Here is a 14,357-nt window from a genome sequence, read left to right as displayed (position 1 = left end):
AATGCTTGAACGCTTCGACCCGCGAAACTGGCCGATTTCCTACGAGGCCCTTCTCGAGCATCTGATCGTGCTCGGTGGGTCGGTGGCGATTGCGCTGCTGGTGCACTGGGTCGTGTTCGCCCTGCTTCGGCGAATAGTTCGCAAATCCTCGAGCCAGGTCGACGACATCGTCTTCGACACCGTCCGTCGCCCCTTGCGCTGGGCGATGGTCGGCTTCGCGATTTCCGTCGCCGCCGAGAACGATGCACTGGTCGGGCGCGGCTGGGACATCTTCGCATCTTTCATAGTTCCGGCGCTGGTCGGGTGGCTCGCGTTTGCCGCCGTAAAGGGCGCGGCGCTCGGCTACGAAAAGCAGTCGCTCGAAAGCGAAGACCCGGTTGCCCAGCGCGGGCGGATGACGCGCATCGCGATACTTTCGCGCACTCTGCGTGTCGCGATCATCATCATCACAATCTCGCTGATCATGCTGAACATTCCCGGAGTGCGGGACGTTGGCACGACCATGCTGGCCTCCGCCGGTCTCGCCGCTCTCGCGGTCGGTGCAGCCGCACAGCCCGCGCTCAAATCGCTGATCGCGGGCTTGCAGATGGCGCTGACCCAGCCGTTGCGGATCGGCGATCTCGTCAAGGTCGACGGGCAGGCCGGCCGGGTCGAGGAAATCCGCATGAGCTTCGTGACCGTGCGGACCTGGGACGAACGGGTCCTCGTCGTGCCGACCAGCCGCTTCCTCGACCAGAGTTTTGAAAACTGGTCGCGGGTCAGCGAGAAGCTGACCGCTCCGGTGATGCTTCATCTCGATCCGATTGCCGACATCACGCCGATCCGCGAGGAATTCGAGCGGTTCGTAACCGATCATCCGTTATGGGACGGGCGCAATCTCGCTTTGCAGATGACCGAAGCTTACCCCGAGAGCATCGAATTGCGCCTGGCAATGAGTTCGGCGACGATCGGCGATCTGTGGACGCTGCGCTGCGACGTGCGCGAGCACATGCTCGGCTGGCTCAAGGAAAACCAGCCCGAAGCGCTGATCCGCCACCGGCTCGAAGTCGAGGCGGCGAACCAGCGCGTCATGGGCGGTTAGTCTGCGGCGTTTTCGCTGCCGTCGGCATCGACCTCGACGCCATGCTTCCGGTCGCGCGTCGGCTCGACCATCCCTTCGTGGATGAAGCCGATGGGCTGGATGTCGGCGGCGCGTTTCTTCAGTTCACCGCGCATCTTCTTGTACTCCGCCTCCATCTTGCTGGTGACGGTCGCACGGCTGTCCTTCAGCGCCTCGGTGAAGTCGGCTGCGGTGACGTTCTGCACGTCCCCGCCCGCCCGCTGGAGCGCGTTGAGGCCAGCGCGACGGACGACATCTTCGAGGTCCGCCCCGGTAAAGCGCGCCGTCTCGCCAGCGACATCGGCAAGGCTGACATCGTCGGCGAGCGGCATGTCCTTGGTATGGATGCCGAGGATCTGCTCGCGCCCTGCCTTGTCGGGCGTACCGACATAGACGAGCTCGTCGAAGCGGCCCGGGCGTAGCAACGCCGGATCGACCAGCGTCGGCCGATTGGTGGCACCGATGACGACGACCGATTGCAGCTCTTCCAGCCCGTCCATTTCGGCAAGGATGGTGTTGACGACACGGCCGGTGACCTGCGGTTCGCCCTGCCCCGACCCGCGGGCGGGCACGAGGCTGTCGATCTCGTCGATGAAAACGACGCAGGGCGCAACGGCCCGCGCGCGCTTGAACATGCGGGCGATCTGCTGCTCGCTTTCGCCATACCATTTGCTGAGCAGGTCGGAGCTTTTCATCGAAATGAAGTTCGCTTCCGCTTCCTTGGCGACGGCCTTGGCCAGCAGGGTCTTGCCGGTGCCGGGAGGGCCATAGAGCAGGAAGCCCTTGGCCGGACGAATGCCGAGCCGGTGGAAGGCGTCCGGGTTCTTCATCGGAAGCTCGATACCTTCCTTCAGCTTCTCGATCGATTCGCCGACGCCGCCGATGTCGGACCAGCCGACATTGGGAACCTGCACCATCACCTCGCGCATGGCCGAGGGCTGGATGCGCTTCAGCGCGGAGAGGAAATCTTCGCGGCCGACGTAAAGCTCGTCGAGCACTTCGGGCGGAATGGTCCGCTCGTCGAGGTCGATCTTGGGCATGATCCGCCGCACCGCGTCGATCGCAGCCTCACGCGCCAGCGCGGCGATATCCGCGCCGACGAAGCCGTAAGTGCCCTTGGCCAGCTCGTTGAGATCCACCTTGTCGCCGAGCGGCATGCCGCGCGTGTGGATGCCGAGAATTTCGCGGCGACCTTTTTCGTCGGGTACGCCGATGATGATCTCGCGGTCGAAGCGGCCGGGACGGCGGAGCGCCTCGTCGATGGCATCCGGGCGGTTGGTCGCCGCGATGACCACGAGATTGGATCGCGCCTCCAGCCCATCCATCAGCGTGAGCAGCTGGGCTACGAGGCGCTTTTCCGCCTCACCCGGCACGCGGTCGCGCTTGGGAGCGATCGAATCGATCTCGTCGATAAAGACGATGGCGGGGGCGGACTTGCTCGCCTGTTCGAACACTTCGCGCAGCGCCTTCTCGCTTTCGCCATAGCCCGAACCCATGATTTCGGGGCCGTTGATGGTGAAGAAGTTGGCGTCGCTCTCGTTGGCGACCGCCTGCGCCAGCCGCGTCTTGCCGGTCCCCGGCGGGCCGTGCAGCAGCACGCCCTTGGGCGGATCGACGCCGAGGCGCGTGAACAGCTCGGGATAGCGCAGCGGCAGCTCGACCATCTCGCGAAGTTGCTGGATCGTATCGCCCATGCCGCCGACGTCGTCGTAATTGATGATCGCGCGGGCATCGCGCGGCTGCTCGAATTCGGCGCGCAGCTCGACCTCGGTATTCTCGTCGATATGGACGATACCCTTGGGCGTGGTCGACACGACGCTGAGGCGGATCTGGGTGAGCGCGTAGGCAGGCGCGTTGAACATGCGGCGCACTTCCTGCGGCATGTTCTGCACCGGCTGCTGCCCGGTCGTGGCGACGAGATCGCCCGCGACGAGCGGCTTGCGGAAAAAATTGCGCTTCAGCGCCTGGGCCGGGCCTTGCAGCCGCATCTCGCGCTGGGCGGGCGCAAATACTACGCGCGTCGCAGGGCGCGATTCCGCCACGGCGACCTTCACATGCTCGCCCGAGCCGACCTCGGCATTACCCCGCTGGAGGCCATCGAGACGGATGACCTCGAGGCTCTGGTCCTCGTCGTAGGCCGCCATGGCGACGGCGGCGGTCGTGCGCTTGCCGGTGATCTCGACGACATCGCCTTCGGTAATGCCCAGCGCCTGAAAGGTGGTTCGCGGCATGCGGGCGATGCCCTGTCCGCTTTCCTCGTTCCGCGCGGCTGCAACCTGCAACCTGACCGTCCTGTCCGCTACTGCGGCGTCCGCATCTGCCATGTGGGCAATTTCCCTTCGTCCATTGTCGTATCCGGCCCTAGCTGGGAACTGGACCTCTTCGATGCAATGAACGAGCCCCTGCGAGAGGTCCGCAGCAGCCAGAAAAAAGCCCGACTGGAAAACCAGCCGGGCTATGAAAGTCTTGGGAGAGGATGCCTAAAAGGCACGCTCTATGTGCACTGCAGCATCGATTTGTGCAAATGCGAAAAGAACAAGCTATGTTGCGCGGATTGCAACTGGTGACTCGATCGAATCTCCAATGTCAGCTTACTCGCAATCGACGACCCTACGGCATGCAGGTGACAGGGCTTCGCGAAGCGGTTAAGCGCTCGGCGCATGAACAAGCTCTATCCCGACGCCGCCGCCGCCCTCGATGGGCTTCTGAAGGACGACATGCTGATCGCCAGCGGAGGTTTCGGCCTCTGCGGCATCCCCGAACGCCTGTTGGAAGCGATCCGCGATTCGGGTGTGAAGAACCTGACCTTCGCCAGCAACAATGCCGGCATCGACAATGAAGGCATCGGAATGCTCCTGCGCACGCAGCAGGTAAAGAAGATGATCTCCAGCTATGTCGGCGAGAACAAGGAGTTCGAACGGCAATTCCTCTCCGGCGAGCTGGAAGTCGAATTCTGCCCCCAAGGCACGTTGGCCGAGCGCATGCGCGCCGGCGGTGCAGGCATCCCCGGTTTCTACACCAAGACCGGCGTCGGCACGCAGGTGGCCGAGGGGAAGGAGGTGAAGGAATTCGCCAACCGGGACGGGCAAATGGAGGAGTATATCCTCGAGCGGGGCATCTTCGCCGATCTTGCCATCGTCAAGGCGTGGAAGGCGGACGAGACCGGCAATCTCGTCTTCCGCAAGACCGCGCGCAACTTCAACCTGCCCGCCGCGACCTGCGGCAAGGCCTGCGTCGTCGAAGTCGAAGAAATCGTGCCGACCGGCAGCCTCGACCCGGACTGCATCCATTTGCCCGGCGTCTATGTCCAGCGCATGATCGTGGGCGCGCCCTACGACAAGAAGATCGAATTCGTCACCACGCGCGAGCGGGAGACGGCGTGATGCGGAGCCTGCTCGTCACGGCCGCGGCACTGGCGCTATCGGCCTGCGCCACGACGGTCGCGGACCCGGTCACGCCGCAAGTCGCGGCGGATGTCCCGCCCTCTCTCCCGGCAGGAGAACGCGCAGCGCCCGACGGCATGCGCTGGCTCTATGCCTCGGGCGAAGCGGCCGGTGCGTCGATCCAGACATGGCGGCAGCTGGCCGACTATGCGATCGCCGTCAGCCGCCAGCGCAAGGTCCCGCAATCGGTTCCGATGGGTCTGCCCGATGCGCAAGGCGGCATCGGCACCCCGTCCTGCGTCGCTGCCGACGGAACCATGAAGCCCTTCGCCGCCGTTTTCGATGTCGACGAGACGGTGCTGCTCAACAACGGCTACGAGTATTGGGCGGCCTATTCCGGTAAGCCTTTCGTGCCCGAGGAATGGGCACAATGGGCCGATGGCGGTGCCGGGATCGCCGCGCCGGTGCCGGGCGCCGTCACCGGCCTGCGCCGCCTGCGCGACGCCGGAATAACGGTAATCTTCAACACCAATCGCAATAGCGAGAATGCTACCGGGACCGCAGCCGCGATCGAGGCCGTCGGTGCCGGACCTGCCGTCCATCTCGACAACCTCTTCCTGCGCGGCGACGACGCCATGGGCGGGCGCAAGGACGGCCGCCGCGCGACCATCGCGGAGCGGTTCTGCGTCATCGCGCTGGCAGGCGACAATCTCGGCGACTTCGCCGACGTCTTCAATGCCGACGAGGATGCGATTCAGGCCCGCCGCGCCATGGTCGCGCGCGGAGAATACGCACAGCTCTGGGGCAATGGCTGGTTCCTCATGCCCAACCCCGTGTACGGCGCATGGCAGAAAGGCTCGCTGGACGAGGTCTTCCCGCCGGAAACGCGTTGGATGCCTTCCGACGCGAGCACCGCACCGAATATCATGAACGAAAGCGAATAAGCATGAGCGAGACCGCAGAAAAGACCGGCTGGGACCGCAACCAGATGGCCGCCCGCGCCGCGCAGGAGCTGGAAGACGGCTATTACGTCAATCTCGGCATCGGCATCCCGACGCTGGTCGCCAACCACATTCCCGACGGCATGCATGTCACGCTGCAGAGCGAGAACGGCATGCTCGGCATCGGCCCGTTCCCTTACGAGGGAGAAGAGGACGCCGACCTCATCAACGCCGGCAAGCAGACCATCAGCGAGCTCGACCACAGCGCCTATTTCGACAGTGCGGCAAGCTTCGCCATGATCCGCGGCGGGCATATCGACCTCACCGTGCTCGGCGCGATGGAAGTGGCCCAGAACGGCGACATCGCCAACTGGATGATCCCCGGCAAGATGATCAAGGGCATGGGCGGCGCGATGGACCTCGTCGCCGGGGTGAAGAAGATCATCGTGGTGATGGACCACACTGCAAAGGACGGCAGCCCGAAGTTCATTCCCGAATGCACCCTGCCGCTGACCGGCACCAACGTGGTCGACATGATCGTGACCAATCTCGCCGTGTTCCAGCGGCCCGATCACGATAGCCCCTTCAAGCTGATCGAGCTCGCTCCGGGCGTGACGGCAGACGAAGTGGCGGCGAAGACGACGGCGGAATACGTTTCGTAACGCAACGGGACTTGCCAGCCCCGGTCCGATCTCGCACTCTCCCTCCCGAGAAATAAGGAGAGAGATATGCCGATGAACCGCGTGTGCGAAATGACCGGGGCGGAGTTTCCGCTATTCGCTTTCAGCCATTGCCGGGATGTCGTGGCGGCGGTCAGCAAGGCGGGCGGGTTCGGCGTGTTCGGCGCGACGCGGTTCAGCCCCGACCAGCTGGAGGAAGAACTCGCCTGGATCGACGCGCATGTCGATGGCGCTCCTTACGGCGTCGATGTGCTGGTGCCGGAGGTCGTCGATGCCAGCGTGCGCGAACTGGCCGACAACAAGAGCCGCGCGGCGGCGATCGATCCGTCCTACCAGGGCTTCGTCAACCAGATGCTCGGCCAATACGGCATCGCGCCGGAAGCCGAAATGCCGATCCTGAAGGAGCGGATGGGGATCACGCCCGAGAACGGCCTGGCGCTGATGGAGGTGGCATTCCGCCACCCGATCAAGCTGATCGCCAACGCTCTCGGCATCGCCCCACCCGCGATGATAGAGGAGGGCAAGGCGCGCGGCGTGCCGGTCGCGGCATTGGTGGGCGCGAAAGAACATGCGATCCGGCAGGCCGAGGCAGGCGTCGATATTATCGTAGCCCAAGGCGGCGAGGCCGGTGGTCATTGCGGCGAAGTCTCGACTCTGGTGCTTATACCCGAGGTCGTCCGTGCGCTGTCACGGGCCGGCCATAACATCCCGGTGCTGGCGGCTGGCGGCATCATGACCGGCGGGCAGATGGCCGGGATGATGGCGGCGGGCGCGCAGGGCGCGTGGACCGGCTCGGTCTGGCTGGCGACGCCGGAAGCGGAAACCAGCGAAGCCTTCCGAGACAAAATGGTAGCCGCGCGCAGCCGCGACACAGTCCGCTCGCGCAGCCGCACCGGCAAGCCCGCGCGCCAGCTCAAGACCGCGTGGCACGATGCCTGGGACGCGAGCGACGGCCCCGGCACGCTGCCCATGCCGCTCATGGGGATGGTCTCCGAACCAGCCTTCGCCCGCATCGAGCGCGAGGCGGCAACCGGCAACGCGGAAGCCCGAGAGCTCGTCAGCTATTTCGTCGGCCAGGGCGTCGGCCTTGTCGAGCAGGTGCGGTCGAGCAGGCAGGTGGTGCAGGATTTCCGCGAGGAATTCCTCGACGCCGTCGGCTCGCTCGTCGCCAGCGTCGGCATGGAGTGACTTGACCGGGCGCGCGCAGCCCCGCACGGCACGCCCATGTGGCTCGATACCCCGCGTAATCCGAAAGCTCCGCTCGCCGGGCTGAAAGTCCTCGAACTCGCCCGCGTGCTGGCAGGGCCGTGGGCGGGACAAATACTCGCCGATCTCGGCGCGGACGTCATCAAGGTAGAAAGCCCCGATGGCGATGGCACCCGCAAATGGGGGCCGCCGTGGATCGAGCGTGACAATGGCGATCGCGAAGCGGCCTATTATCACGCGACCAATCGCGGCAAGCGCAGCATCGTCGCGGATTTCCGGGACGAGGGCGATCTCGATCGGGTCAGGGAATTGGCTGGCAGCGCCGACGTGGTGCTGGAAAATTTCAAGACCGGCGCGCTGGCCAAATTCGGGCTCGATTACGATAAGCTGGCGAAGGCCAATCCGCGGCTGGTCTACTGCTCCATTACCGGGTTCGGCCAGACTGGCCCGCGCGCGCAAGAGGCGGGCTACGATTTCGTCATTCAGGCGATGGGCGGCTTCATGTCGCTGACCGGAGAGCCCAACGGCCAACCGATGAAGATGGGAATCTCGATCTCGGACCTGACTTGTGGCCTCTATTCGGTGATCGGCATCCAGGCGGCCCTGGCGATGCGGGAGCGGACGGGGCGCGGGCAGCATGTCGACATGGCCCTGCTCGATTGTTCGGTCGGCCTGCTTGCCAGCCAGGCGACGCATTTCTTTAGCACCGGGGAAAACCCGCCGCGCATGGGCAATGAACATGCGCAGGTGAGCGCTTACGGGGTTTTCCCGACCGCCGATGGCGAGGTCGTGCTCGCGCCCGCGAACGACGGACTGTTCCGCAAGCTGCTCACCCTGCTCGGGCGGGACGACCTGCTGGGTGACTTGCGCTTCGCAACCAACGAGGCCCGGCTCGCCAATCGCACGGAACTCGACGAAATCATCGCTGCGGAAACGGCCAAGTGGGAAAGCGCCGAATTGCTGAGCGATTGCGCGGAAGACGGCATCCCGGCAGGGCCGATCAACGCCATCGATGCGGTCTTTGCCGACCCCCAGGTGCAGGCGCGGCAGATGCAGATCGAGCTCGGCGGGATCCCGGGCGTGCGCAGCCCCTTCACCTTCTCCGAGGCCGAACTGGCCCTAGACGCGCCGAGCCCACGCAAGGGACAGCACGGCTAGTTCAGCCTAGCGCTGCCTTCAGATCTTCGACGAGGTCGGTGCGCTCCCACGGGAAGCGATCGCCGTCGGCCTGCCGCCCGAAGTGGCCGTAGGCTGCGCTTTCGCGATAGATCGGCTTGTTTAGACCCAAATGCGTGCGAATGCCGCGCGGGGTCAGGCCGCCGAGCTTTTCGATTCCCCGGATCGCGTTCTCGAGAGCTTCGTCGGACACGCCATCGGCAGCAGTGCCGTGGGTATCGACATAGAGCGATAGCGGCTTCGACACGCCGATCGCATAGCTGAGCTGGATTGTGCAGCGCGTGGCAAGGCCGGCGGCGACGATGTTCTTGGCCAGATAGCGCGTGATATAGGCGGCCGAGCGGTCGACCTTGGTCGGGTCCTTGCCGCTGAACGCACCGCCGCCATGCGGGGCTGCGCCGCCATAGGTATCGACGATGATCTTGCGGCCTGTCAGGCCGGCGTCGCCATCGGGGCCGCCGATCTCGAAGGCGCCGGTGGGATTGATGTGCCATTCCGTGTCGCCGGAAATCCAGCCATCGGGCAGGATTTCGGTGACGACCTTCTGGACATAGGCCTTGAGCTCGGCCTCTTTCTCGCCCTCGTGATAGCCCTTGCCGTGCTGCGTCGAGACGACGATCGCGGTGCAGGCGACGGGCTTTCCGTCTTCATAGCGCAGCGAGAGCTGGCTCTTGGCATCGGGCTCAAGGAAGGGTGCCGCGCCGCTCTTGCGGTCGGCTGCGAGGCGTTCGAGAATCTTGTGGCTGTAATCGAGCGTCGCCGGCATGAGATCGGGCGTCTCGTCGCAGGCGAAGCCGAACATGATACCCTGGTCGCCCGCACCCTCGTCCTTGTTGCCGCTGGAATCGACGCCTTGGGCAATTTCCGAAGACTGACCGTGAAGGTGGTTTTCGAACGTCAGCGTCTTCCAGTGAAACCCGTCCTGCTCGTAGCCGATCTCGCGGACAGTCTGGCGCACCGCCTGCTCGATTTCGTCCTTCGCGCCGGGAGCCCAGCCGCCATTGTCGGCCCAGTCGGGATTGTTGTTGTCATACATCGGAGCGCAGCGAATTTCGCCGGACAGGATCACGCGCTGGGTCGTCGTCATCGTTTCGCAGGCCACGCGAGCTTCGGGATCCTTGCCGAGCATGAGATCGACGATGGCGTCAGAAATCTGGTCGGAAACCTTGTCGGGATGGCCTTCCGAAACGCTTTCCGAAGTAAAGAGATAACTTTTACGCATGCAGCCGATCGTCCCGATATAAAGATGTCTTTATGTGCTCGTGTCGACCTAGCCGCGCCGGTGCCGCATTACAACCAGCGATCCGGCACACAGCAGCAGCCCCCATGCAAGAGTCAGCCAATGGCCGAGCTGCGCAAACCAGGTAGGCTCGTGCGCGGGCGGCACCAGCGTATCGACCCGCGCGGCGATATTGCGCCCGATATGCTCGCGCACCACCCCGCGCGCGTCGATCACCGCGCTGATCCCGGTGGTGGTGGAGCGGAGCACGGGCAGCCCTTCCTCCGCCGCACGCATCCGCGCCTGGCCGAGATGCTGGGGTGGGCCCCAGGCGCCGAACCAGCCGTCGTTCGACGGGTTGAAGATATAGTCGGGCCGGTTGTCGCGATCGGTCACTTCGCCGGAGAAGACGATCTCGTAGCAGATCTGGATGCCAGCCTTGCCGTAGCTTCCGAGGTCGAGGCTCTGCGGCCCGGGCCCCGGCAGGAAATCGATCGTCCCTGCCACCAGTCGGGTCGCGCCGAGTGGCTCCAGCAGGGCCCGCATGGGGAGGTATTCGCCATAGGGCACGAGGTGCGACTTCGCTGCGCTGTCGATGATCTCTCCCTGTCCGTCGATTGCCAGAACGACATTGTAGGCGCCGGTGGCCCGCCGCAGGCCGCCCACCTCCTCGAGTTCGAGATCTTGCGCGCCGGTCAGCAAAAGCGAACCTTCGCCGATGGTGCTGCCAATGCGGGCACGGGCGAAAGCCGGGTTCGCGCCAGCCGTCATCCGGTCGTAATAGCGCTGCGGATAGCCGTCGCGCAGGTAGTCAGGGACGCCACTTTCGGGCCACAGAACAAGCCTTTGGCTGACCGGTCGCTGCGGCGTGCTGAGACCGGCGATGGTCTGGAACTGGCTTTCGTATTTCGATGCGTCGTCGATCTCTTCCTGCCGCAAATTCGGCTGGACGAGCGTCAGGGGAAGATAGCCCTCGCGCTCCTCACCGGCAGGTAGATACATTCCTGTGACCAACACCGCAGTTGCCGCAGCGAGCGGGACCCAGCGCTTCGCAACCACCAGCATCGCCAGCAGCGCGGCAGCACAGACCGCCATGCCCGAGAGGGCGTAAGTTCCCGCAAAGGGCAACAGCGCGCCAAATCCCGGGCGGTCCCACGGCCCCATCAGTGCAAGCGAGAACGGCCCCCAGGAATAGCCGGTGAAGACCCAGCTGCGCAGCCATTCGCCGAGGATCCAGCTGGCACCCAGTGCCAGCGCGAAGGCTGGACCCGAACCATTGCGAACCAACGCCTTCGCGAGACCGGCTGCGATCGCGGGATAAACCGCGAGGTAGAGCGACAGAAGCGGCACCGCGAGCCAGCCGAGCGTGGGCGGCATTTCGGCCTGATAGGTGAAGGCCGTCGCGATCCAGTTGTTGGTGACGGTGAAATGCGCGACGCCGAACAGCCAGCCGCGCTTTGCGGCGATGCCGATAGTCGCGCTGTCGGCAACAATCAGCGCGAAGGCCCCCATAGCGACAATAGCGACGGGCCACAGGCCGAGCGGCGGGTAGCCGAGCGCGGCCAGCGCGCCGAGCAGCAGCAGCGTTACATTGGGATGACGGCGGGCGAAACCGAGAAGCATATCCATCGGTCTCGCCCTATTCGATCGATCCCGCCGATCAAGCGCGATCAGGCGGCGTTGGCCTCTTCGTCGGCATCTTTCTTGCGGCGACGGCGCGGGGCAGGCTTGGCCTCGCCCTCGTCGGCGGCGCTGATCGAGGGCGGCAGCACGGTCGCGTCGATCTCGCCTTCGCTACCGGCCTGGCCTTCTTCATTCTTCTTGGCCTTGCGCGGAGCCCGGCGCTTCTTGGGCTGATCGTCCTCGTCGTCGCGGCGCACGAAGGGGTTCTCGTCGGGCTCGTAGGAATTGGAGTCGTCCTCGGCGTCCTTCTTGCGCGAGCGCTTGGGGGGCTTGTCCCCGCGATCCTTCCGGCCGCCCTCGTCGTGATCGTCACGACGCGAGCGCTGGCGGCGATTGTTGTCGCGGCGATCGTCATTGTCGTCGCCATCGTCGTCGTCCGACTGGTTCTGGCCGCGATCGTCCTGGCGCTTGGCCTTCTGCTCGTCCTGCCGTGCCTTGTTGTCGGCGATCACGCGGAAATAGTGGTCGGCGAACTGGAGATAATATTCCGCCTGCACCCGGTCGCCGTTGTGCTGGGCGTCCTGGGCAAGCTTCTTGTACTTGTCGAGCAGCTGGGGCGCATTGCCCCGCGCGCGACTGTCGATCCGGTTGGCCGAGTTGCCGCCGCCCTGGTTACGGTTGTTGCGACCGCGACGACGGTTATTGCGATTGTTGTTCAAGGGTAGGTAATCCTCATTCATGGCGCGGCGCGGACCCTCGGTCCGCCTATGGCCGCCTTGCCCCTTGCGCGCCCGCGCTTGTCGCATGGCGCGTGCCCCGTTTTCCTGCATGGTATGCGAGGCTTGAAAGGCCGCGCACCGGAACTGCATATGTCGGGGCTTAGGCCACCGGGTCGGACATGCCGCGCACCACTGGCCTGTGGCCAGAGGTAAAGTGTCGAATCGGCTTTGCCAACCCCTATCTGAGAATCAGTGCACGGGGGCGGCCCGCTAGGTCCCTGCGCAGCTCGGTTCCGAACCCCGATTCGCGGGCGATAGCCGACACCGCGTTCGCCTGCTTCCAGCCGATTTCGAGCACGGCGATGCCGTCCGGCAAAAAGAGCTTGCCAAGGTCCGGGACGATCGCGCGATAGTCGTCAAGCCCCTCGGGACCGGCGAACAAGGCGGAGGCTGGCTCGAAATCGCGCACATCGGGATCGAGCTGGGCATCGTCCTCGACATAAGGCGGGTTGCACAGGATCAGATCGAACTTGCCGAGATCGTCGGCCCAGCCATCGTCCAGCCAGCTTGTGACGCGGAATTCCGCTCGATCTTGAAGCCCGAGCGTTTCGCTGTTGCCCTGCGCCACGGCCAGCGCCGCACTTGAAATATCGATCCCGATACCCGTCGCGACCGGGCGCGCGGAGAGAAACGCCAGCAGCAACGCGCCGCTCCCGGTGCCCATGTCCAGCACCCGCGCATTGAGTCTCGCATGATCGAGAGCGGCCTGCACGATGGTCTCGCTGTCACCGCGCGGGATGAGCGTGTCTTTCGTGACGACGAAGTCGAGCCCGAAGAACTCCTGCCGCCCGAGAATATGAGCAACGGGTTCATTTGCCGAGCGCCGCTCGACATAACCACCGAAGCTGGCAGGCGCCTCGTCCCGCATATACTTCATCAGCAAGTCCGAGCGCGATGTACCGAGCGCATGCGCCATCAGCAGTTCGGCATCCAGCCGTGCGGTGTCGCTAGTGGCGGAGAGGCGCTGTGCGGCTTCGCGGATTGCCTGGTGGACGTTCAACTCCGCATACCCGGTGCCTGTCCTTCGACAAGCTCAGGACGAGCGGAAATGGTTCGCAATTTTCCCTCCACCCGCTCAGCCTGAGCCTGTCGAAGACCACGCGCAGCCGCCGGAAACACGCTCACTCCGCCATCGCCGCGAGGCGCTTGGCCTCGTCCTCGGCAATCAGCGCGTCGACCAGTTCGCCCAAGCCAGGCCCGGCGATGATCTGCGGCAGCTTCTGCAGCGTCAGGCCGATGCGGTGGTCGGTCACGCGCCCCTGAGGGAAGTTGTAGGTGCGGATGCGTTCGGAGCGGTCGCCGCTGCCGACCATCGCCTTGCGCGCCTCGGCCTCGGCACCCTGCGTCGCCTCGCGCTGCTGCTCGTAAAGCCGCGCGCGCAAGACCTGCATCGCCTTTTCCTTGTTCTTGTGCTGGCTGCGCCCGTCCTGGCAGGTGACCACCAGGCCGGTCGGCTCATGCGTGATGCGGATCGCGGAATCAGTGGTGTTGACGTGCTGGCCGCCCGCTCCGCTGGCGCGATAGGTGTCGATCTTGAGATCGCCCGGATCGATCTGCACATCGACCTCGTCCGGCTCCGGCAGCACCGCTACGGTCGCTGCCGAGGTGTGGATCCGCCCGCCGCTCTCGGTTTCGGGCACGCGCTGGACGCGATGGACGCCGCTTTCGAACTTGAGCTTGGCGAAGACCCCGCTGCCAGTGACGTTCGCCACAATTTCCTTGAAGCCGCCCACCTCGCTGGCGCTCATGCTGACCGGCTCCACCCTCCAGCCCTGCTCGGCAGCAAAGCGTTCGTACATGCGATAGAGATCGCCTGCGAACAGCGCCGCCTCGTCTCCGCCAGTGCCCGCGCGGATTTCGAGCATCGCAGGCTTGTTGTCGGCCGAATCGCGCGGCAGCATGGCCACGGCCAGTTCGCGCTCCGCCTCGGGCAGGCGCTTGCGGAGGGAGCCCAGCTCCTCCTCAGCCATCGCTTTCATTTCCGGATCGGCAAGCATCTCCTCGAGGCTCGCAATCTCCTCGCGCGCGGCCTTTACCTCGGCGGCGACCTTCGCCACCGGCTCCAGCTCGGCATAATCGCGCGATGCCTGGACGAACGCCTCCCCCTCGAGCTGGCCCGACGCCATGCGCGCCTCGAGCTCGGCGAAGCGATGGGCGATCTGGTCGAGACGTTCTGCTGGGATGGTCATGGGTCATTTCGGGCGACAGATGGGCGACAAAGGCGACAGTGTGTCGCCTGCGTGAGATTGAA

Annotated in this window: 12 protein-coding genes; 6 read left to right on the top strand and 6 right to left on the bottom strand. The window is 64.9% G+C overall.

The window, feature by feature from the left end; genetic code table 11:
* Position 1: 1 nt before the first annotated feature.
* Entirely contained in the window at positions 2–1,081 is a 1,080-nt protein-coding gene (locus tag ACSH0F_RS04615) for a mechanosensitive ion channel family protein (protein ID WP_435200333.1), read from the top strand.
* On the opposite strand, the gene ACSH0F_RS04610 is transcribed toward ACSH0F_RS04615, so the two are convergent.
* On the bottom strand, positions 1,078–3,423 hold the full coding sequence (locus ACSH0F_RS04610) for a CDC48 family AAA ATPase (protein ID WP_435200331.1): 2,346 nt from the start codon (positions 3,421–3,423) through the stop codon (positions 1,078–1,080). The genes ACSH0F_RS04615 and ACSH0F_RS04610 overlap by 4 nt on opposite strands.
* A 336-nt stretch (positions 3,424–3,759) precedes the next feature.
* Between ACSH0F_RS04610 and ACSH0F_RS04605 the strand changes: the two genes are divergently transcribed.
* From ACSH0F_RS04605 to ACSH0F_RS04585, 5 genes are all read left to right on the top strand, one after another.
* Complete coding sequence (locus tag ACSH0F_RS04605; protein ID WP_435200329.1) at positions 3,760–4,482, top strand: CoA transferase subunit A; 723 nt, start codon at positions 3,760–3,762, stop codon at positions 4,480–4,482.
* Complete coding sequence (locus ACSH0F_RS04600) at positions 4,482–5,426, top strand: 5'-nucleotidase, lipoprotein e(P4) family (protein WP_435200327.1); 945 nt, start codon at positions 4,482–4,484, stop codon at positions 5,424–5,426. The genes ACSH0F_RS04605 and ACSH0F_RS04600 overlap by 1 nt, the downstream gene beginning before the upstream one ends.
* A 2-nt stretch (positions 5,427–5,428) precedes the next feature.
* Entirely contained in the window at positions 5,429–6,085 is a 657-nt protein-coding gene (locus ACSH0F_RS04595; RefSeq protein WP_435200325.1) for a CoA transferase subunit B, read from the top strand.
* Between the two features lie 66 nt (positions 6,086–6,151).
* Complete coding sequence (locus ACSH0F_RS04590; RefSeq protein WP_435200323.1) at positions 6,152–7,291, top strand: NAD(P)H-dependent flavin oxidoreductase; 1,140 nt, start codon at positions 6,152–6,154, stop codon at positions 7,289–7,291.
* A 36-nt stretch (positions 7,292–7,327) separates the two neighbouring features.
* Positions 7,328–8,467: a CaiB/BaiF CoA transferase family protein gene (locus tag ACSH0F_RS04585; RefSeq protein WP_435200321.1), complete on the top strand. Its 1,140-nt coding sequence runs from the start codon at positions 7,328–7,330 to the stop codon at positions 8,465–8,467.
* Between the two features lies 1 nt (position 8,468).
* Here the strand turns inward: ACSH0F_RS04585 and metK are convergent, their stop codons facing one another.
* The 5 genes from metK to prfA all read right to left on the bottom strand — a co-directional run bounded on the left by metK (position 8,469) and on the right by prfA (position 14,295).
* The gene (gene metK / locus ACSH0F_RS04580) at positions 8,469–9,707 is read right to left on the bottom strand and encodes a methionine adenosyltransferase (RefSeq protein ID WP_435200319.1); all 1,239 of its coding nucleotides are present in this window, start codon (positions 9,705–9,707) and stop codon (positions 8,469–8,471) included.
* Positions 9,708–9,755: 48 nt separating this feature from the next.
* Complete coding sequence (gene lnt, locus ACSH0F_RS04575; RefSeq protein ID WP_435200317.1) at positions 9,756–11,333, bottom strand: apolipoprotein N-acyltransferase; 1,578 nt, start codon at positions 11,331–11,333, stop codon at positions 9,756–9,758.
* 41 nt (positions 11,334–11,374) lie between these two features.
* Complete coding sequence (locus ACSH0F_RS04570; protein ID WP_435200315.1) at positions 11,375–12,046, bottom strand: DUF4167 domain-containing protein; 672 nt, start codon at positions 12,044–12,046, stop codon at positions 11,375–11,377.
* 238 nt (positions 12,047–12,284) lie between these two features.
* Positions 12,285–13,106, bottom strand: coding sequence for a peptide chain release factor N(5)-glutamine methyltransferase (gene prmC / locus ACSH0F_RS04565; RefSeq protein WP_435200313.1), 822 nt, complete (start codon positions 13,104–13,106; stop codon positions 12,285–12,287).
* A gap of 121 nt (positions 13,107–13,227) precedes the next feature.
* Positions 13,228–14,295, bottom strand: coding sequence for a peptide chain release factor 1 (gene prfA / locus ACSH0F_RS04560; RefSeq protein ID WP_435200311.1), 1,068 nt, complete (start codon positions 14,293–14,295; stop codon positions 13,228–13,230).
* Positions 14,296–14,357 lie beyond the last annotated feature (62 nt).

The organism is Qipengyuania sp. 902, assembly GCF_051195295.1.
Classification (GTDB): Bacteria; Pseudomonadota; Alphaproteobacteria; order Sphingomonadales; family Sphingomonadaceae; genus Qipengyuania.
Note: the sequence above shows the minus strand (reverse complement) of the source record. Positions and strands in the feature narration are given on the sequence as shown.

Excerpts from the sequence above, each read along its gene's own strand:
- ACSH0F_RS04615 (WP_435200333.1), top strand. The coding sequence starts at position 2 with ATGCTTGAACGCTTCGACCCGCGAAACTGGCCGATTTCCTACGAGGCC.
- ACSH0F_RS04610 (WP_435200331.1), bottom strand. The coding sequence starts at position 3,423 with ATGGCAGATGCGGACGCCGCAGTAGCGGACAGGACGGTCAGGTTGCAG.
- ACSH0F_RS04605 (WP_435200329.1), top strand. The coding sequence starts at position 3,760 with ATGAACAAGCTCTATCCCGACGCCGCCGCCGCCCTCGATGGGCTTCTG.
- ACSH0F_RS04600 (WP_435200327.1), top strand. The coding sequence starts at position 4,482 with ATGCGGAGCCTGCTCGTCACGGCCGCGGCACTGGCGCTATCGGCCTGC.
- ACSH0F_RS04595 (WP_435200325.1), top strand. The coding sequence starts at position 5,429 with ATGAGCGAGACCGCAGAAAAGACCGGCTGGGACCGCAACCAGATGGCC.
- ACSH0F_RS04590 (WP_435200323.1), top strand. The coding sequence starts at position 6,152 with ATGCCGATGAACCGCGTGTGCGAAATGACCGGGGCGGAGTTTCCGCTA.
- ACSH0F_RS04585 (WP_435200321.1), top strand. The coding sequence starts at position 7,328 with ATGTGGCTCGATACCCCGCGTAATCCGAAAGCTCCGCTCGCCGGGCTG.
- metK (WP_435200319.1), bottom strand. The coding sequence starts at position 9,707 with ATGCGTAAAAGTTATCTCTTTACTTCGGAAAGCGTTTCGGAAGGCCAT.
- lnt (WP_435200317.1), bottom strand. The coding sequence starts at position 11,333 with ATGGATATGCTTCTCGGTTTCGCCCGCCGTCATCCCAATGTAACGCTG.
- prfA (WP_435200311.1), bottom strand. The coding sequence starts at position 14,295 with ATGACCATCCCAGCAGAACGTCTCGACCAGATCGCCCATCGCTTCGCC.